General features: G+C 59.7%; 17 protein-coding genes. 3 read left to right on the top strand and 14 right to left on the bottom strand.

What is annotated here, in order from left to right; genetic code table 11:
* Nucleotides 1–16: 16 nt before the first annotated feature.
* From CQ041_RS00375 to kdgD, 5 genes are all read right to left on the bottom strand, one after another.
* Nucleotides 17–958 (bottom strand): AEC family transporter, encoded by a 942-nt coding sequence (locus CQ041_RS00375; RefSeq protein WP_105520903.1) that lies wholly within the window; start codon nucleotides 956–958, stop codon nucleotides 17–19.
* Between the two features lie 184 nt (nucleotides 959–1,142).
* Nucleotides 1,143–2,696, bottom strand: a complete 1,554-nt coding sequence (gene garD / locus CQ041_RS00370; RefSeq protein ID WP_105520904.1) for a galactarate dehydratase — start codon at nucleotides 2,694–2,696, stop codon at nucleotides 1,143–1,145.
* Nucleotides 2,697–2,707: 11 nt separating this feature from the next.
* Nucleotides 2,708–4,072 (bottom strand): MFS transporter, encoded by a 1,365-nt coding sequence (locus CQ041_RS00365; protein WP_105520905.1) that lies wholly within the window; start codon nucleotides 4,070–4,072, stop codon nucleotides 2,708–2,710.
* 99 nt (nucleotides 4,073–4,171) lie between these two features.
* Nucleotides 4,172–5,617 (bottom strand): aldehyde dehydrogenase family protein, encoded by a 1,446-nt coding sequence (locus CQ041_RS00360; protein WP_105520906.1) that lies wholly within the window; start codon nucleotides 5,615–5,617, stop codon nucleotides 4,172–4,174.
* 54 nt (nucleotides 5,618–5,671) lie between these two features.
* Nucleotides 5,672–6,583, bottom strand: a complete 912-nt coding sequence (kdgD, locus tag CQ041_RS00355) for a 5-dehydro-4-deoxyglucarate dehydratase (protein WP_105520907.1) — start codon at nucleotides 6,581–6,583, stop codon at nucleotides 5,672–5,674.
* Between the two features lie 289 nt (nucleotides 6,584–6,872).
* Between kdgD and CQ041_RS00350 the strand changes: the two genes are divergently transcribed.
* Entirely contained in the window at nucleotides 6,873–7,235 is a 363-nt protein-coding gene (locus tag CQ041_RS00350; RefSeq protein WP_105520908.1) for a hypothetical protein, read from the top strand.
* 8 nt (nucleotides 7,236–7,243) lie between these two features.
* Here the strand turns inward: CQ041_RS00350 and CQ041_RS00345 are convergent, their stop codons facing one another.
* The 8 genes from CQ041_RS00345 to rplM form a co-directional block, all read right to left on the bottom strand.
* Nucleotides 7,244–7,993 carry a FadR/GntR family transcriptional regulator gene (locus CQ041_RS00345; protein ID WP_105520909.1) on the bottom strand — a complete coding sequence of 250 codons (750 nt, stop codon included), beginning with the start codon at nucleotides 7,991–7,993 and terminating at the stop codon, nucleotides 7,244–7,246.
* A 158-nt stretch (nucleotides 7,994–8,151) separates the two neighbouring features.
* Nucleotides 8,152–8,571, bottom strand: coding sequence for a ClpXP protease specificity-enhancing factor (locus CQ041_RS00340; protein ID WP_105520910.1), 420 nt, complete (start codon nucleotides 8,569–8,571; stop codon nucleotides 8,152–8,154).
* Nucleotides 8,572–8,588: 17 nt separating this feature from the next.
* Nucleotides 8,589–9,206: a glutathione S-transferase N-terminal domain-containing protein gene (locus CQ041_RS00335; RefSeq protein ID WP_105520911.1), complete on the bottom strand. Its 618-nt coding sequence runs from the start codon at nucleotides 9,204–9,206 to the stop codon at nucleotides 8,589–8,591.
* Nucleotides 9,207–9,353: 147 nt separating this feature from the next.
* Entirely contained in the window at nucleotides 9,354–10,130 is a 777-nt protein-coding gene (locus CQ041_RS00330) for a cytochrome c1 (RefSeq protein ID WP_105520912.1), read from the bottom strand.
* Nucleotides 10,130–11,341 (bottom strand): cytochrome bc complex cytochrome b subunit, encoded by a 1,212-nt coding sequence (locus CQ041_RS00325; RefSeq protein ID WP_105520913.1) that lies wholly within the window; start codon nucleotides 11,339–11,341, stop codon nucleotides 10,130–10,132. The genes CQ041_RS00330 and CQ041_RS00325 overlap by 1 nt, the downstream gene beginning before the upstream one ends.
* The gene (petA, locus tag CQ041_RS00320) at nucleotides 11,341–11,934 is read right to left on the bottom strand and encodes a ubiquinol-cytochrome c reductase iron-sulfur subunit (RefSeq protein ID WP_105520914.1); all 594 of its coding nucleotides are present in this window, start codon (nucleotides 11,932–11,934) and stop codon (nucleotides 11,341–11,343) included. Before petA ends, CQ041_RS00325 begins: the two co-directional genes overlap by 1 nt.
* Before the next feature lie 267 nt (nucleotides 11,935–12,201).
* The gene (rpsI, locus tag CQ041_RS00315) at nucleotides 12,202–12,594 is read right to left on the bottom strand and encodes a 30S ribosomal protein S9 (protein WP_002555064.1); all 393 of its coding nucleotides are present in this window, start codon (nucleotides 12,592–12,594) and stop codon (nucleotides 12,202–12,204) included.
* Between the two features lie 14 nt (nucleotides 12,595–12,608).
* Nucleotides 12,609–13,037: a 50S ribosomal protein L13 gene (gene rplM, locus CQ041_RS00310; RefSeq protein ID WP_003188508.1), complete on the bottom strand. Its 429-nt coding sequence runs from the start codon at nucleotides 13,035–13,037 to the stop codon at nucleotides 12,609–12,611.
* A 248-nt stretch (nucleotides 13,038–13,285) separates the two neighbouring features.
* Here rplM and CQ041_RS00305 point away from each other — a divergent pair, with 248 nt between their 5' ends.
* On the top strand, nucleotides 13,286–14,326 hold the full coding sequence (locus CQ041_RS00305; RefSeq protein ID WP_105520915.1) for an NADP(H)-dependent aldo-keto reductase: 1,041 nt from the start codon (nucleotides 13,286–13,288) through the stop codon (nucleotides 14,324–14,326).
* Nucleotides 14,327–14,794: 468 nt separating this feature from the next.
* Here the strand turns inward: CQ041_RS00305 and CQ041_RS00300 are convergent, their stop codons facing one another.
* Nucleotides 14,795–15,931, bottom strand: a complete 1,137-nt coding sequence (locus CQ041_RS00300) for an acyl-CoA dehydrogenase family protein (RefSeq protein ID WP_105520916.1) — start codon at nucleotides 15,929–15,931, stop codon at nucleotides 14,795–14,797.
* A 220-nt stretch (nucleotides 15,932–16,151) separates the two neighbouring features.
* Between CQ041_RS00300 and CQ041_RS00295 the strand changes: the two genes are divergently transcribed.
* The gene (locus CQ041_RS00295) at nucleotides 16,152–17,072 is read left to right on the top strand and encodes a GlxA family transcriptional regulator (RefSeq protein ID WP_177429346.1); all 921 of its coding nucleotides are present in this window, start codon (nucleotides 16,152–16,154) and stop codon (nucleotides 17,070–17,072) included.
* Nucleotides 17,073–17,195: the final 123 nt, after the last annotated feature.

The raw sequence follows: 17,195 nt of genomic DNA, 5'->3' as shown, positions 1-17,195 counted from the left end.
AAAGACACCCCAACATTCAGATCCAGCCGCCAGCCTGCAACACAAAGATCCCGATGTTGGTGGTCACCGCCGCCATCAGCGTGGTGATCACAATGATTGCCGCCGCCAATTCATGATTGCCCTGAGCCGCCCGGGCCATCACGAAACTCGCCGCCGCCGTCGGCGCGCCGAAGTACAGGAACAGAATGCCCAGCTCCGGCCCTCGGAACCCGAGCAGCCAGGCCCCCAGGGTGGCAATCAGCGGGAGCCAGACCATTTTCATCAGGCTTGCGCTCAACCCCATGCTGCCGCTCTTGCGCAAGGCCGCCAGCGACAAGGTGCCACCGATGCAGATCAGCGCCAGCGGCAACGTCGTGTCGGCCAGGTACTGCATGGATTTTTCCAGCCAACCCGGCAGGCCAATCTGGAAGTAGGCGAACGGCGCGGCCACGACCACGCTGATGATCAACGGGTTGGCCACGACACTCTTGAAAACGCTCCACGGGTCGGACTTGATCACCGGGCTGTACACCGCCAGCACGATCGTCGACAGCGTGTTGTAGAACAGGATCACCAGCGCCGCGAGGATCGCGCCGAGAGAAATACCGTAGTCGCCGTACATGCTGGCGGCCAGCGCCAGGCCGATCACCCCGTTATTGCCGCGAAATGCACCCTGGGTGTAGATACCCCGGTCTTCGCACTTGCAGCGAAAGATCGCCCAACCCCAGGCCACGGCGAAGCTGAGTAACGTGGCGACCGCAAAATAGATCAGCAAGCCCGGCTTGAGCGCCGAGTGCAGGTCGGCATGCAGGATGCCGAGGAACAGCAACGCCGGCATGGTGACGTTGAACACCAGCGAGGAGGCGGTGTGGATGAAACTGTCGTTGATCCACTCGATACGCTTGAGCAGCACCCCCAGGAACAGCATGGCAAACACCGGTGCGGTGATGGTGAGGGTGGTGAGGAATATTGCCAGCATACCGGGGAACCTTGGTGAGCGTCGTTAGGAGGCTAATGATAAGCCATGCAGCCCGCTTCGTCCGGGCAACGCCGATCAAATGTGGGAGCTGGCTTGCCTGCGATGGGGGTGTACCCGTCGATACGTTCGTATCTGACGCCCCGCCATCGCAGGCAAGCCAGCTCCTACAAGGTCCGCGGCGGTCTCAGGTGATGGGCGCCGGGTTGAACAAGGTGATGTCGTTGTGCAGCTTGTGATGCTCCGCCCACGTCTGCTTCTTGCCGCTGGCCACGTCCAGGTAGAAGTGGAACAACTCCCAGCCCAACTCTTCGATACTCGCGCGCCCGGTCGCAATGCGTCCGGCGTCGATGTCGATGAGGTCCGGCCAGCGCTGCGCCAACTCCGTGCGCGTCGACACCTTCACCACCGGCGCCATGGCCAGCCCGTAAGGCGTGCCACGCCCGGTGGTGAACACATGCAGGTTCATCCCTGCCGCCAGTTGCAAGGTGCCACACACGAAGTCGCTGGCCGGCGTGGCGCAGAAGATCAGGCCCTTGCCCTTGAACCGCTCGCCAGGGCCCAGCACGCCGTTGATCGCACTGCTGCCGGACTTGACGATGGAGCCCAGAGACTTCTCGACAATATTCGACAGGCCGCCCTTCTTGTTGCCCGGCGTGGTGTTGGCGCTGCGGTCTGCTTCGCCCTTGGCCAGGTAACGGTCGTACCAGTCCATTTCCCTGACAAGCTCTTGGGCAACCTCCTCGCTCTCGGCGCGGGACGTCAGCAGGTAAATGGCATCGCGGACTTCAGTCACTTCGGAAAACATCACCGTCGCCCCCGCCCGCAACAGCAAGTCGGAGGCATAGCCCAGCGCCGGGTTGGCCGTGATACCGGAAAACGCATCGCTGCCGCCGCACTGCATGCCCAGGATCAGCTCCGAGGCCGGCACGGTTTCCCGACGGCGCTGGTCGAGTTTCTTCAAGCGCGTCTCGGCCAACGCCATGATCTGTTCGATCATCTCGGTAAAACCGTGGCTGGAATCCTGTAGCCGGTACAACCACGGCTCGCTCAGGTCGACCGAGCTGTCGTTGTCGTGCATCACCTGCCCGGCCTGCAATTTCTCGCAGCCCAGGCTGATCACCAGGGCTTCGCCACCCAGGTTCGGGTTGCGTGCCAGGTTGCGTACCGTGCGGATCGGGATGTAGGCGTCCGTCGCGGTGATCGCCACCCCACAGCCGTAGCTGTGGGTGAGCGCCACCACGTCATCGACGTGTGGGTACTTGGGCAGCAACTCGTCCTTGATGCGCTTGACCGCATGGTCCAGCACACCGGTCACGCACTGCACCGTGGTGGTGATACCAAGGATATTGCGCGTGCCCACGGTACCGTCGGCGTTGCGGTAACCCTCAAAGGTAAACCCCTCCAGCGGCGCCTGGGCTTCAGGCACCTCGGTGGACAGCGGCAAGCTGTCCAGCGGCGGCGCGGTGGGCATGCGCAGTTGATCTTCCTGCACCCAACTGCCGCGCGGAATCGGCGCGAGGGCGTAACCAATGGTCTGGCCGTAGCGAATGATCTGGCCACCTTCAGGGATATCTTCCAGGGTCACTTTGTGGCTCTGGGGGATGAAGTCCACGGTGACCAGGCCGTCCGGGAACTCGGTCCCGGCCGGTACGCCTTGGTCGTTGACCACGATCACCACGTTGTCGCGCTCGTGCAGACGAATGGAGCGCGGCGAGTCGGCATGTTCAATCAACTGCATTACATCGCCCCTCAGGAATGCGCTTGGGAAAGGTTGTTCAGCTCAGGGCCCTGGGTCGGCGGCTCTTTGAGCACCACACGCTTGATCGGGCCGACGATGACCAGATAGCTGAACACCGCCACCAGCGCGTTGGCACCGACGAACACCAACGCCCATTTGAACGAACCGGTGGTGCTGATGATGTAGCCAATCACGATCGGTGTGGTGATCGACGCCAGGTTACCGAAGGTGTTGAACAGACCGCCACTGAGACCGGCGATTTGTTTCGGCGAGGTGTCGGACACCACCGCCCAGCCGAGTGCGCCAACGCCTTTACCGAAGAAGGCCAATGCCATGAAGCCTACGACCATCCACTCCACATCCACGTAGTTGCACGCGATGATGCTGCTGGAAACCAGCAGGCCGGCGATGATCGGTGCCTTGCGGGCGAAGGTCAGTGAATGGCCCTTGCGCAGCAGGTGGTCGGAAATCACCCCGCCCAGTACCCCGCCGATGAACCCGCAGATCGCTGGCAGCGAGGCGATGAAACCGGCCTTGAGGATGGTCATCCCACGGTCCTGCACCAGGTACACCGGGAACCAAGTCAGGAAGAAATAGGTGATGCCGTTGATGCAGTACTGGCCCAGGTAAACGCCGAGCATCATGCGATTGGTCAGCAACTGGCGGATGTAATCCCACTTGGGGCCGTCGGTTTTCTTGCCCTTGGCCTTGTCCTGATCCATGTCGACCATCGCACCATTGGCGGCGATGTAATCGAGTTCGGCGGAGTTGATCATCGGGTGCTGGCGTGGGCTGTAGATCACCTTCAGCCAGATCAGCGAGAACACGATGCCGATCACGCCCATCACGATAAACACGTGCTGCCAGCCGAAGCTGTAGACGATCCAACCCATCAGCGGCGCGAACAGCACCGTGGCGAAGTATTGCGCCGAGTTGAAGATCGCCGAAGCCGTGCCACGTTCAGCGGTAGGAAACCACGCGGCCACGATGCGGGCATTTCCCGGGAACGAAGGGGCTTCGGCCAGGCCCACCAGGAAGCGCAGCATGAACAGCGCAACCACGGCAGTGGAAACCCCGAACTCACCGACATAGCCTTGCAGCACGGTGAACAGGGACCAGGTGAAGATGCTCAGGGCGTAGACTTTTTTCGAACCGAATCGGTCCAGCAGCCAACCACCGGGAATTTGCCCGGCCACGTAGGCCCAACCGAATGCAGAGAAGATGTAACCGAGGGTGACCGCGTCGATGCCGAGGTCTTTTTGCAGGCTGGAGCCCGCGATGGCGATGGTGGCCCGGTCGGCGTAATTGATCGTTGTCACCACAAACAGCATGAACAGTATCAAATAGCGGACATGGGTCGGCTTGGTCGCTTGCATGTAGAAGTACTCCCACTAATTATTTTTTTTGCGGGTAATGGTTTTCTGTTTTTTAGTGTGGGGACCGGCAGGCATCCGGCCCCCACAAGGTACCGTGTGTTACGAACCGATGTAGCTGGTTTTCACCACTGTGTAGAACTCTTGCGCATAGCGACCCTGCTCACGCGAGCCATAGGATGAGCCCTTACGGCCACCGAATGGAACGTGATAGTCCACGCCGGCAGTCGGCAGGTTGACCATCACCATCCCCGCCTGGGAATGTCGCTTGAAATGGTTCGCGTACTTCAACGACGTGGTGGCAATGCCCGCCGACAGGCCGAACTCGGTGTCGTTGGCCATTGCCAGCGCCGCCTCGTAGTCCGCCACGCGCACCACGTTGGCCACGGGGCCGAAGATCTCTTCACGGCTGATACGCATGGCAGCCTCGCTGTCGGCAAACAGCGTGGGCGCCAGGTAGTAACCTTCGGTGTCACAGGTCACCAGGCCGCCACCACTCACCAGCCGGGCACCTTCGCTCTGGCCGATGTCGATGTACTTCAAGTCCTGGTCCAACTGGGCCTGGGAAACCACCGGGCCGATGTCGGTACCGCTTTTCAACGCATGGCCGACCTTGATCGACTTCATCCGCTCGGCCATGGCCGCGACGAACTGGTCGTGAATACCGGCAGTGACGATCAGGCGGCTGGACGCGGTGCAACGCTGGCCGGTTGAATAGAACGCGCTCTGCACCGACAGCTCGACAGCTTGCTTGAGGTCGGCGTCGTCGAGAATGATCTGCGGGTTCTTGCCGCCCATCTCCAACTGCACCTTGGCCTGGCGCGACACACAGCTCACTGCAATCTGGCGACCTACGCCTACCGAGCCGGTAAAGCTGATGCCATCGACCTTCGGGCTGTTGACCAACACATCGCCGACCACGCGGCCGCTGCCCATTACCAGGTTGAATACACCGGCAGGGAAGCCGGCGCGGGAGATGATTTCGGCCAGGGCCCAGGCGCAGCCAGGAACCAATTCAGCCGGTTTGATCACCACGCAGTTGCCATAGGCCAGGGCCGGGGCGATTTTCCATGCGGGGATGGCGATCGGGAAGTTCCACGGGGTGATCAGGCCAACCACGCCGAGGGCTTCACGGGTCACTTCGACGTTGACGCCCGGACGCACCGACGGCACGTAGTCACCGGACAGGCGCAGGCACTCACCGGCGAAGAACTTGAAGATGTTACCGGCGCGGGTCACTTCGCCGATGGCTTCGGGCAGGGTCTTGCCCTCTTCCCGAGCCAGCAGGGTACCGAGTTCTTCACGGCGCGCAAGGATTTCGCTGCCGACTTTATCCAGCGCATCGTGGCGCGCCTGGATACCGGACGTGGACCAGGCCGGGAATGCAGCCCGCGCAGCATCGATGGCGGCGTTGACTTGGGCGACGTCAGCCTTGGCGTATTCGCCGATGACATCAGACAACTCCGACGGGTTGAGGTTGACGCAGTAGTCAGCGCCGGCCACCCATTGGCCATTGATGTAGTTTTCAAAACGTTGAACTTGGGACACGAATCATCTCCTGACGCAAAAGGCCGCTGATTGCTCAGCGGCCTTGTAGATAGGTTATTGCGCGCCTTGCTTGTCGATCAGCGCGGCCAGGGCTTCGTATTCTTCCGGCAGCAGGTCGGTCAGCGGGGTACGCACCGGGCCTGCGTCATAGCCGGCGATTTTTGCACCCGCCTTGACGATGCTCACTGCGTAGCCGGATTTGCGGTTGCGGATGTCCAGGTACGGCAGGAAGAAGTCGTCAATGATTCGGGAAACCGTGGTGTGATCGTCTTTGGCAATCGCGTGGTAGAAGTCCATCGCGGTTTTCGGGATGAAGTTGAACACCGCCGAGGAGTACACCGGTACGCCCAGGGCCTTGTAGGCAGCAGCGTAAACCTCTGCAGTCGGCAGGCCGCCGAGGTAGCTGAAACGATCACCGAGGCGGCGACGGATCGACACCATCAACTCGATATCGCCCAGGCCATCCTTGTAGCCGATCAGGTTCGGGCAGCGCTCGGCCAGGCGTTCCAGCAGCGGCGCGGTCAGACGGCAGACATTGCGGTTGTACACCACCACGCCAATCTTGACCGACTTGCAGACTGCTTCGACGTGGGCGGCAACCCCGTCCTGGCTGGCTTCAGTGAGGTAGTGCGGCAACAGCAGCAGGCCCTTGGCACCCAGGCGCTCGGCTTCTTGAGCGTACTCGATGGCCTGGCGGGTCGAACCGCCGACGCCGGCGAGGATCGGCACACTGGAGGCACAGGTATCAACCGCGGTTTTCACCACTTGGGAATATTCGCTGGCGGCGAGGGAGAAGAACTCACCGGTGCCACCGGCTGCGAACAAGGCTGTGGCGCCATACGGGGCCAGCCATTCCAGGCGCTTGATGTAGCCGGCCTGGTGGAAGTCACCCTGGGCGTTGAAATCGGTCACGGGGAAAGACAGCAGGCCGTGGGAGAGGATGGACTTCAGTTCTTGTGGATTCATTATTCGAACACCCTGGGTAAAGACTTTCTGACGAAAGATTGTTGTTGGTTTTGGTGATGTCGTCCGTCATCGTACAACTATAAATAAATCCGTCAATAGCAATTTATCGCCCGCACGTCGACGATCTGATCAAACCTTTGAGATAGGCGCCTGCAGGCGAAATATTGGCGAGATGCCGGGTACCATTTGTCGTAACTGTCATTTCTCACAGTTACGCCATTTTTACGCAGGAGCGACAAGGAGGGAGTGAAGCCGGATCTTCCGTCTTCGTTACAAAGGACGCCCCATCATGTCATTTGATGCCCCCCAGCTAGCAGGCTCAACAAGCTCTAACCCTGCTGAGATCAGCGTGCAAAGCCAGAACCTGCTCGAATTCAATACCGGTGAATCCGATGAAATCCCAGCCAGCGCCAGAGTAGCCATCATCGTCGGGGAGGATGAGGAGTCACCGGACGTCGAAGGCGAGAGAGCCCGCGCCGGCCGGTTCGACCCTGACCAGGAAGACTATGTGAAAACACCCAATCTCACCTTGCATCTCGATTCGAAAGCGCTGCTTCCCTATGTAGGCAAGACCGTCAACGTTCGAACCAAGGTCTATGCCGAATCAGGCCAATGGGTGTCGGAATCATTGAGGCTACATGTCAAAGCTTGAGTCAGGCGCTACCCCCGCTGCGCCTGTGCCTCTTCATGGGCGTGGCGTAGCCGTTCGCGACTGTTGGTCAGGTGCAGGCGCATGGCTGCGCGCGCCGCATCGGAATCCTGGCGGGCGATGGCCGCGTAGATTTCTTCGTGCTCGCGGCTCAGGCGACTCATGTAGTGCTGCTGGTCATCATGGGCCAAACGCGCGGAGTTCAGGCGGGTGCGCGGGATGATGCTGGTGCCCAGGTGGGTCATGATGTCGGTGAAGTAGCGGTTGCCGGTGGACAGCGCGATTGCCAGGTGAAACGCGAAGTCGGAAGCCACGGCATCACCGGCGTGGGCCGCGCTTTCGTTCAACGCATCGAGGGCGGCACGCATGGCGGCCAATTGCTCGTCGCTGCGGCGCAGTGCCGCCAGCCCGGCGGACTCCACTTCCAGGCTGATGCGCAATTCGAGGATCGCCAGCACATCCCGCAGGGTGACCACGGTGGCCGGGTCGATACGGAAGCCGCTAGGGCTCGGCGTGTCCAGCACAAAGGTGCCGATACCGTGGCGCGTTTCCACCTGCCCCGCCGCCTGCAAGCGCGAGATCGCTTCGCGTACCACCGTGCGGCTGACGCCGTGCGCCTCCATGATCGCCGACTCGGTGGGCAGTTTATCGCCGCGCTTGAGCTGGCCGTCACGAATCTGCTCGGACAACACCGTGACCAACTCCTGGGCAAGGCTGCGGCGCTTGCGGGGAAGACGCGGGGCGGTGTTGGTGTTTTCCATGCGGATCATCTTTCTCGGTGAACTGGAACTGCCATGATAGCCCATGGCGGTTGTACGATCACCGTCCGGGCGCGACATTCAGCGATATCCTGCGCGCAAAAAAAATGCCCCGGCACAGGCCAGGGCATTTTTGCGACTCGCCCGAGGGCAAGAGCCGTTTACTTCACCACTTTCAGGCTCGGCCGGCCGCTTGGGCGCGGCGGCTCGGCATCCGGTGGCGGAAGATCATCGCCGTCTTCGCTTTCGATCGATTCGTCGCCCTCGAAAGGCGTCTCCAGATCGAACACCATGCCCTGGCCATTCTCCCGGGCATAAATCCCGAGAATAGCGCCAATCGGCACGTACAGCGTGTGCGGCACACCGCCGAAGCGGCCTTCGAAGCTCACCGCTTCGTTGTCCATGTGCAGGTGGCGCACCGCGCTGGGCGATACGTTCAGCACAATCTGTCCGTCACTGGCAAAACCCTGCGGTACCTGAACCGCAGGAAATTCGGAATTGACCAGCATGTGCGGGGTGCAATCATTGTCCACAATCCACTCATAGAGCGCGCGGACCAGGTAAGGTCGACTGGAGTTCATCAACGGCTCCTTAAGCCTTAGCGCATATCACGTTCGACACCAGACAGACTCGCCTGGAAAGCCTCACGCGCAAACTGGCGCTCCATGTAATCAAGCAGCGGCTTGGCAGGCCGCGGCAATTCAATACCGAGAATCGGCAAGCGCCAGAGTATGGGTAATAGGCAGCAATCCACCAAGCTTTGTTCCTCACTGAGGAAAAAAGGCTTATCGGCGAACAACGGCGAAACACCGGTCAGGCTCTCACGCAATTCCTTGCGCGCCTGGGTACGAACGGCTTCTTTTGTACGTGAATCCAGAATCACATCCACCAGCCCGCACCAGTCACGCTGGATCCGATGGATCAGCAGGCGGCTGTTGGCACGCGCCACCGGGTACACCGGCAACAACGGTGGATGAGGGTAACGCTCATCCAGGTATTCCATCACGACGGTCGACTCCCACAACGCCAGGTCACGATCGACCAGGGTGGGCAGGCTGCCATAAGGGTTCACTTCGATCAGCTTCGGCGGCTGACGGCCCGCCTCCACACTGATGATCTCGGCGCTGACACCCTTCTCTGCAAGTACGATACGCACTCGGTGGGAATAGTGGTCGGCGGGGTCGGAGTAACAGGCCAACCGGTTGGTCACGCCCATGGCGGTCCTCCTCGCTTGAAATTATCGAAAGCTCAAAAACGAGCGCGCCCAGGGAGCATCTCGGTAACGCCTGGTACAACCAGACTGCTACATGTTCAGAGATGCCGCTGGGCGCGCAAGATTAACAGCAATTGCCTTACGTTTGGATCAATGCACGTCCTTCCAGTATTCACGCTTGAGCAGATAAGCGAATACGAAGAAGAATGCGAGGTACAGCAACACATAGGTACCGATGCGCTGGTGCTCCAGTTTGACCGGGTTGGCGGAGTAGGCCAGGAAGGTCACGAGGTTCTTGACCGTCTGGTCGAACTGCTCCTCGGTCTGGGAGCCCGGCGTCTCGATCGTCAACTGGTCGCAGGCCTCATGGGTCAGTGGCGTACCGGTCAACGGGTCGTATTGCTTCTTGCCGTTTTCCACCACTTGAACTTGCTTGCAGCCGATGATTTGCTTGCCCTGCAGGCCAACCAGGACGTTGGGCATGCCGACGTTGGGGAATTGCTTGTTGTTCACCTGATAGGGACGCGCCGGGTCTTCGTAGAAGGTCTTGAGGTAGCTGTACAACCAATCGGTGCCGCGCACCCGTGCGACCAGAGTCAGGTCGGGCGGTGCAGCACCGAACCACACCTTGGCGTCCGCAGGCTTCATGCCGATGGTCATGTGGTCGCCGATCTTGGCGCCCGTGAACACCAGCTTCTCCAGCATGGTTTCATGGGGAATACCGAGGTCATCGGCCACCCGCTCATAACGCTGGAACTTGGCGCTGTGGCAGCCCATGCAATAGTTGGCGAACGTGCGCGCGCCGTCCTGCATGGCCGCCTTGTCCGACACGTCGATATCGACCGAAAACTCCGGGCCACCGTGTTCGGCAGCGAAAGACAGTAGCGGCAGCGCCGAAAGCATCAATGCAACGAATAATTTTTTCATCAGCCAGTCACCCTTTCCGGAACCGGTTTGGTCTTCTCTAGCCGGGTGTAGAACGGCATCAGAATGAAGTAGGCGAAGTACAGGAAGGTGCAGACCTGCGACAGCAACGTGCGCTCAGGGGTTGGCGCCAGTACGCCCAAAACACCGAGGATCACGAACGAAATGCAGAACACCCACAGCCAGATCTTGCTCAGCCAGCCCTTGTAGCGCATGGATTTGACCGGGCTGCGGTCCAGCCATGGCAGCACGAACAGCACCGCAATGGCCGCGCCCATGGCGATCACGCCCAGGAGTTTGTCGGGGATCGCACGCAAGATGGCGTAGAACGGTGTGAAGTACCAGACCGGGGCAATGTGCTCTGGGGTCTTGAAGGCGTTGGCCTGTTCAAAGTTGGGCTTCTCCAGGAAATAACCGCCCATCTCCGGGAAAAAGAACACGATCGAGCAGAACACAAACAGGAACACCACGACGCCGACAATGTCCTTCACGGTGTAGTAGGGGTGGAACGGAATGCCGTCCAGCGGGATGCCGTTCTCGTCCTTGTGCTTCTTGATGTCCACGCCGTCCGGGTTGTTGGAACCCACCTCGTGCAACGCCAGAATGTGCAGCACCACCAGGCCCAGAATCACGATAGGCAAGGCCACTACGTGCAGGGCGAAGAAGCGGTTGAGGGTGATGCCGGAGATCAGGTAGTCCCCGCGGATCCACTGGGTCAGGTCATTGCCGATGACCGGGATGGCACCAAACAGCGAGATGATCACCTGGGCACCCCAGTACGACATCTGGCCCCACGGCAGCAGGTAGCCCATGAAAGCTTCGGCCATCAGCGCCAGGTAGATCAACATGCCGAAGACCCACACCAGCTCGCGCGGCTTCTGGTACGAACCGTAGAGCAACCCACGGAACATGTGCATGTAGACAACGATAAAGAACGCCGACGCACCGGTGGAGTGCAGCAGGCGCAGGATCGAGCCGTACTCGACGTCACGCATGATGTACTCGACGGAGGCAAACGCCTCTTCCGCCGACGGGGTGTAGCTCATCGTCAACCAGACACCGGTGACGATCTGGTTGACCAGCACCAGCAACGCCAGGGAGCCGAAGAAGTAGAAGAAGTTGAAGTTCTTTGGTGCGTAATATTTGCTGAGATGGTCTTCCCACATTTTAGTGGCGGGGAAGCGCGCATCGACCCAATCCATGAACTTGCTCATCACGCGTTCTCCTTGTCGAGACCAATGACAATGATGTCGTCAGATTCGTATTCGTGCGGAGGAACCGGCAAGTTCAACGGCGCTGGCTGGGACTTGTAGACACGACCGGCGAGGTCGTAATGGGAGCCGTGGCAGGGGCAGAAATAACCACCGACCCAGTCTTTGCCCAGGTCGACAGGAGCGACTTCGGGACGGAACGTCGGCGAACATCCGAGGTGAGTACAGAGGCCGACCAGCAGCAGGATTTCCGGCTTGATCGAACGTACTTCGTTTTTGGCGTAGGCGGGCTGGTCGGAATTCTCGGATTTCGGGTCAGACAGTTGACCTTCGATCTTCTTCAGATTCCCCAGGATTTCCTCGGTACGACGAACAATGAAAACCGGCTGGCCGCGCCACTCAGCAATCATCTGCTGGCCTGGCTCGATCTTGCTGATATTCACCTTCACCGGTGCACCTGCGGCTTTCGCCTTGGCACTGGGAAACCATGACCCCACGAACGGGACCGCAGCCCCCACCGCTCCTGCAGCACCCACCACGGATGTGGCTGCTACCAAGAAGCGACGCCGGCCTGCATTCACGCCGTCATTGCTCATTCAGTCCTCTCCCATCAGCTTTTTGGCCTGTTAAATCAGGCGTCTACTAAGTGTTGAATCTTGTACTTATAAAAATTTTGCCGAATGGTAATGAAAAGCCCCACGGTTGACAAGGGAATTGCCCGGAGCTCAGCCCCCAGGCCTTGTAGTATAGGGGGTCTACGGATGTGGCAAGTTGTCACGCAGAAAATTGTGCATAAATCGCAGGCAATAAAAAACGCCCAGCTCCGTGAGGAGGCTGGGCGTTTTTGTGGAACGTAAAGCGAATTAACGCTTCGAGTACTGCGGACGCTTACGCGCTTTACGCAGACCGACTTTCTTACGTTCAACTTCACGGGCATCGCGAGTCACGAAGCCAGCTTTGCGCAGAGCGCCACGCAGGGTTTCGTCGTACTGCATCAGAGCGCGAGTGATACCGTGGCGGATTGCGCCAGCTTGACCACTTACACCGCCACCGATAACGGTGACGTAGATGTCGAACTTTTCAACGGTCTCGGTCAGTTCCAGCGGCTGACGAACTACCATGCGGGCAGTTTCGCGGCCGAAGAAGTTGTCCAGGGAGCGGTTGTTGATCGAGATGTTACCAGTGCCCGGACGCAGGAAAACGCGTGCGGTTGCGGTTTTGCGACGGCCAGTGCCGTAATTTTGAGTCGCCGACATAATGAACTATTCCGTTAAAACTTCAGTTCTTGGGGCTGCTGAGCAGCATGAGGGTGTACAGCGCCCGCATAGACTTTCAGCTTGCGAAACATATCGCGACCCAGTGGGCCCTTAGGCAGCATGCCTTTGACCGCGATTTCGATCGGGGCTTCAGGCTTCTTGGCAATCAGGCCTTCGAAGTTGGAAGACTTGATACCGCCTGGGAAACCGGAGTGACGGTAGTACATTTTGTCGCTTGCTTTGTTGCCGGTTACACGAACCTGCTCAGCGTTGATGATCACGATGTAGTCACCGGTATCGACGTGAGGGGTGTACTCAGGCTTGTGCTTGCCACGCAGACGGCTGGCGACTTCAGTGGCCAGACGACCCAGGGTCTGACCAGCGGCGTCGACGACAAACCAGTCGCGCTGAACTGTTTCCGGTTTTGCAGTAAAAGTTGTCATTCTTTAATAGCCTCAGGGGCCGCCCTGTAAATTAGACGGCGGATCTTACTGAATAGTGCGTACTTTGACAAGTCAAAGGCAGCCGGATACAGACGCTATCGGGGGCTCGGGTCGGCGCGTCCGTTCAACGGCAAGATTCTTCGGCAGGCGGCGCATCACTTCCACTGCAGAAAGAGGTGGGCAATTATGCAGATTGCGAAAAAAAATTCAACCTGCTTTTATGATTGTTTTCCCTGAAGGAGTACCCGATGGATTATCGACAGCTGGGCCGTACAGATCTGAACGTGAGCGCGATAGCCTTGGGCACCATGACCTGGGGCGAGCAGAACAGCGAGGCAGAGGCCTTCGCACAGATCGAGCGGGCCAAGGGCGCGGGGATCAACTTCCTCGACACGGCCGAAATGTACCCGGTGCCGCCCCAGGCCGACACCTATGCCACTACCGAGCGCTACATCGGCAATTACTTCAAAAGTCGTGGTGATCGCGCCGACTGGGTACTGGCCAGCAAGATCGCCGGCCCCGGCAATACCATCGACTACATCCGCGACGGGCACCTGCGCCACAACCGCAAGCACATCGCCCTGGCGCTCGAGGCAAGCCTCAAGCGCCTGCAGACCGACTGGATCGACCTCTACCAACTGCATTGGCCGGAGCGCAGCACCAACTTCTTCGGCCAACTGAGCTACAAGCACAAGGACGAAGACGACCTCACCCCGCTGGAAGAAACCCTCGACGCGCTGGATGAACACGTAAAGGCCGGCAAGATCCGCCACATCGGCCTGTCCAACGAAACGCCGTGGGGCACCATGAAATTCCTCGCCCTGGCCGAAGCCCGTGGCTGGCCACGCGCGGTGTCGATCCAGAACCCCTACAACCTGCTCAACCGCAGCTTTGAAGTGGGCCTGGCGGAAGTCGCCATTCGCGAGCAATGCGGCCTGCTGGCCTACTCGCCCCTGGCATTCGGCATGCTCAGCGGCAAATACGAAAATGGCGCCCGCCCAGCCAAGGCCCGCTTGACCGAATACAGCCGCTTCAGCCGCTACTTCAACCCGCAGTCTGAAGCGGCGTGCAGCCGTTATGTGGCGCTGGCGCGGGAGCATGGCCTGGACCCGGCGCAGATGGCGCTGGCGTTCGTGACGCAGCAGCCGTTTGTGACCAGCAACATCATTGGCGCGACAAGCCTGGAGCAGCTGGACAGCAACATCGCCAGTGCCGACTTGAAGCTGTCCAAAGAGGTGCTCGAGGGGATTGAGGCGATCCAGAAGGATCATCCGAATCCTGCGCCTTGATCGATTTGTAGGCCGTCATCGGGGGCAAGCCCCCTCCCACACTGGCTGTGTTCACATGTCTGAATGTGAATAGCGTCAAATGTGGGAGGGGCCTTGCCCCTCTCCCACACTGGCTGTGTTCACATGCCTGAATGTGAATAGCGTCAAATGTGGAAGGGGCCTTGCTCCTCTCCCACACTGGCTGTGTTCACATGCCTGAATGTGAATAGCGTCAAATGTGGAAGGGGCCTTGCCCCTCTCCCACACTGGCTGTGTTCACATGCCTGAATGTGAATAGCGTCAAATGTGGGAGGGGCCTTGCCCCTCTCCCACACTGGCTGTGTTCACATGTCTGAATGTGAATAGCGTCAAATGTGGGAGGGGCCTTGCCCCTGTCCCACACTGGCTGTGTTCACATGCCTGAATGTGAATAGCGTCAAATGTGGGAGGGGGCTTGCCCCCGATGAGGCCCTGAGAAGCACCACACGATCAAAGCGCCCGCGCAATGATCTCCTTCATGATCTCGTTGGTCCCCGCATAAATCCGCTGCACCCGCGCATCCGCCCACGCCCGGGCGATCGGGTATTCCCACATGAAGCCGTAGCCGCCGTGCAACTGCACGCATTCATCGAGCACCTTGCATTGCAGGTCCGTCACCCAGTACTTGGCCATTGCAGCCGTGGGCACGTCGAGCTTGCCTTCCAGATGCAGGGCCATGCACTGGTCGACAAACACGCGGCCGATCTGAATCTCGGTGGCCATCTCGGCCAGTTTGAAGCGGGTGTTCTGGAAATCGGCAATCGCCTTGCCGAACGCCTTGCGCTCGCGGGTGTATTCCAGGGTCCACGCCAGCGCCGCCTCGGCGGATGAGAGCGCGCCGATCGCCACCGTGAGCCGCTCCTGCGGCAGCTCCTGCATCAGGTAGGCGAAGCCCATGCCTGCCTGGCCCAGCAGGTTCTCCTTGGGGACTCGCACGTCCTGAAAGAACAGTTCCGAGGTGTCCTGCGCCTTCATCCCCACCTTTTCCAGACGCTTGCCCTTGTCGAAGCCCGGTGTGTCCGCCTCCACCAGGAACAGGCTGGTGCCCTTGGCACCGGCCTTGGGGTCGGTCTTGGCGACCACGATCACCAACTCGGCGAGGTAGCCATTGGTGATGAATGTCTTGGAGCCGTTGATCACGTACTCATCGCCGTCGAGCACTGCCGTGGTCTTCACCCCTTGCAGGTCAGAACCCGCTCCCGGTTCGGTCATGGCAATGGCCGTGACCGTCTCGCCGGAGATCAGCCTGGGCAGGTATTTGTGCTTCAACGCCTCACTGCCGTAATGCAGGATGTACGGCGCGACGATGTCCGAATGCAGGGAAAACCCGATCCCCGTCAGGCCCAGCCGGCTGATCTCCTCAATCACTACCGCGCTGTACAAAAAGTCCGCACCCAGCCCGCCGTACTCTTCCGGCAGATGGGAACACAGCATCCCCGCCTCCCCTGCCTTGCTCCACAAACTGCGGTCGATATAGCCCTGTTTCTCCCATTGCCCATGGAACGGTACGGCGTCTTTTTCAAGAAAGGTGCGCACGCTCTCGCGAAAGAGTTCGTGCTCGGGGCTGAACAAGGTTCTGGGGATCATGGGTCACCTGCGTGGATTGTCGGACAAAGACGAGCCCACAGAGACTATGCCGCGAAGGCAGCACGGGACACTGGACACATGCGACAAAAAATAAGACGATCCAGCCGTCTGGTGACCACTTTCCCCTATAAGAATAAATGAAATTATGTCTAACCAAATCTCCACGCCGTTGAGGCGCGTCAGCATTTTGGCCATTGATCGGGTATTCGCTTCCACCCTCATGCAAGCCAAGGATTTCTTCCACCTCGCCAGCCTGCGTTACGGCAAGCAACAAGGCCTGGGCCTGACCCCGGCGTTCGAAACGCGCCTGGTCAGCCCCGACGGGCAATCGGTACGCAGCTTCAGTGATGTGATCATGCCGGTGGACGGCGGCCTCGAAGACGCCGACATCATCGTACTACCCGCCTTCTGGGACGATTTCGACGCCTTGTGCACGCGCTACCCGCAAGTGCTGCCATGGCTGCGCGCGCAACACGCACGCGGTGCGGTCTTGTGCGGCGAAGCCACCGGAGTATTCTGGCTCGCTGAAGCCGGCCTGCTCGACGGCAAGGAAGCGACCACCTACTGGCGGTTCTTCAACGCCTTCAGCGAACGTTTCCCACGGGTGCAGCTCAACCAGGACAAGCACCTCACCGATGCCGACAACCTGTATTGCGCCGGCGGCACGACCTCGGCGTGCGACCTCTACATTTACCTGATAGAGCGCTTCTGCGGCGCCAACATCGCCCAGGCCGTGGCCCGCGACATTCTCTATGAAGTGCAGCGCAGCTACTCGCCGGGGCGCATTGGGTTCGGTGGGCAGAAGCTGCACCAGGACGTGATCATCCTGCAGATCCAGCACTGGCTCGAAGAACACTTCGCCGACAAGTTCCGCTTCGAAGACGTGGCCCGCGAACATGGCATGAGCATCCGCAACTTCATGCGCCGCTTCCAGACCGCTACCGGCGACAAGCCGCTGCATTACCTGCAACGCCTGCGCATCGAGACGGCCAAAGGCCTGCTCTCGGGCAGCCGCAAGAGCATCAAGACCATCAGTTATGAGGTGGGTTACGACGATGCGAGTTTCTTTGCACGGCTGTTCCGGCAGCACACGGAGTTGTCGCCGAACCAGTATCGCCAGCAGTTTCAGCAGGCCGCATAAATAAGGATGTACGCAGGGCAAAATGTGGGAGGGGGCTTGCCCCCGATGGCAGTGTGTCAGTCAGCACACCTGGTACTGATACACCGCTATCGGGGGCAAGCCCCCTCCCACATTTGATTTGCG

The organism is Pseudomonas sp. MYb60 (assembly GCF_002979555.1).
Classification (GTDB): Bacteria; Pseudomonadota; Gammaproteobacteria; order Pseudomonadales; family Pseudomonadaceae; genus Aquipseudomonas.
Note: the sequence above shows the minus strand (reverse complement) of the source record. Positions and strands in the feature narration are given on the sequence as shown.

Excerpts from the sequence above, each read along its gene's own strand:
- CQ041_RS00375 (WP_105520903.1), bottom strand. The coding sequence starts at position 958 with ATGCTGGCAATATTCCTCACCACCCTCACCATCACCGCACCGGTGTTT.
- garD (WP_105520904.1), bottom strand. The coding sequence starts at position 2,696 with ATGCAGTTGATTGAACATGCCGACTCGCCGCGCTCCATTCGTCTGCAC.
- CQ041_RS00365 (WP_105520905.1), bottom strand. The coding sequence starts at position 4,072 with ATGCAAGCGACCAAGCCGACCCATGTCCGCTATTTGATACTGTTCATG.
- kdgD (WP_105520907.1), bottom strand. The coding sequence starts at position 6,583 with ATGAATCCACAAGAACTGAAGTCCATCCTCTCCCACGGCCTGCTGTCT.
- CQ041_RS00350 (WP_105520908.1), top strand. The coding sequence starts at position 6,873 with ATGTCATTTGATGCCCCCCAGCTAGCAGGCTCAACAAGCTCTAACCCT.
- CQ041_RS00345 (WP_105520909.1), bottom strand. The coding sequence starts at position 7,993 with ATGGAAAACACCAACACCGCCCCGCGTCTTCCCCGCAAGCGCCGCAGC.
- CQ041_RS00340 (WP_105520910.1), bottom strand. The coding sequence starts at position 8,571 with ATGAACTCCAGTCGACCTTACCTGGTCCGCGCGCTCTATGAGTGGATT.
- CQ041_RS00335 (WP_105520911.1), bottom strand. The coding sequence starts at position 9,206 with ATGGGCGTGACCAACCGGTTGGCCTGTTACTCCGACCCCGCCGACCAC.
- CQ041_RS00330 (WP_105520912.1), bottom strand. The coding sequence starts at position 10,130 with ATGAAAAAATTATTCGTTGCATTGATGCTTTCGGCGCTGCCGCTACTG.
- CQ041_RS00325 (WP_105520913.1), bottom strand. The coding sequence starts at position 11,341 with ATGAGCAAGTTCATGGATTGGGTCGATGCGCGCTTCCCCGCCACTAAA.
- petA (WP_105520914.1), bottom strand. The coding sequence starts at position 11,934 with ATGAGCAATGACGGCGTGAATGCAGGCCGGCGTCGCTTCTTGGTAGCA.
- rpsI (WP_002555064.1), bottom strand. The coding sequence starts at position 12,594 with ATGTCGGCGACTCAAAATTACGGCACTGGCCGTCGCAAAACCGCAACC.
- rplM (WP_003188508.1), bottom strand. The coding sequence starts at position 13,037 with ATGACAACTTTTACTGCAAAACCGGAAACAGTTCAGCGCGACTGGTTT.
- CQ041_RS00305 (WP_105520915.1), top strand. The coding sequence starts at position 13,286 with ATGGATTATCGACAGCTGGGCCGTACAGATCTGAACGTGAGCGCGATA.
- CQ041_RS00300 (WP_105520916.1), bottom strand. The coding sequence starts at position 15,931 with ATGATCCCCAGAACCTTGTTCAGCCCCGAGCACGAACTCTTTCGCGAG.
- CQ041_RS00295 (WP_177429346.1), top strand. The coding sequence starts at position 16,152 with ATGCAAGCCAAGGATTTCTTCCACCTCGCCAGCCTGCGTTACGGCAAG.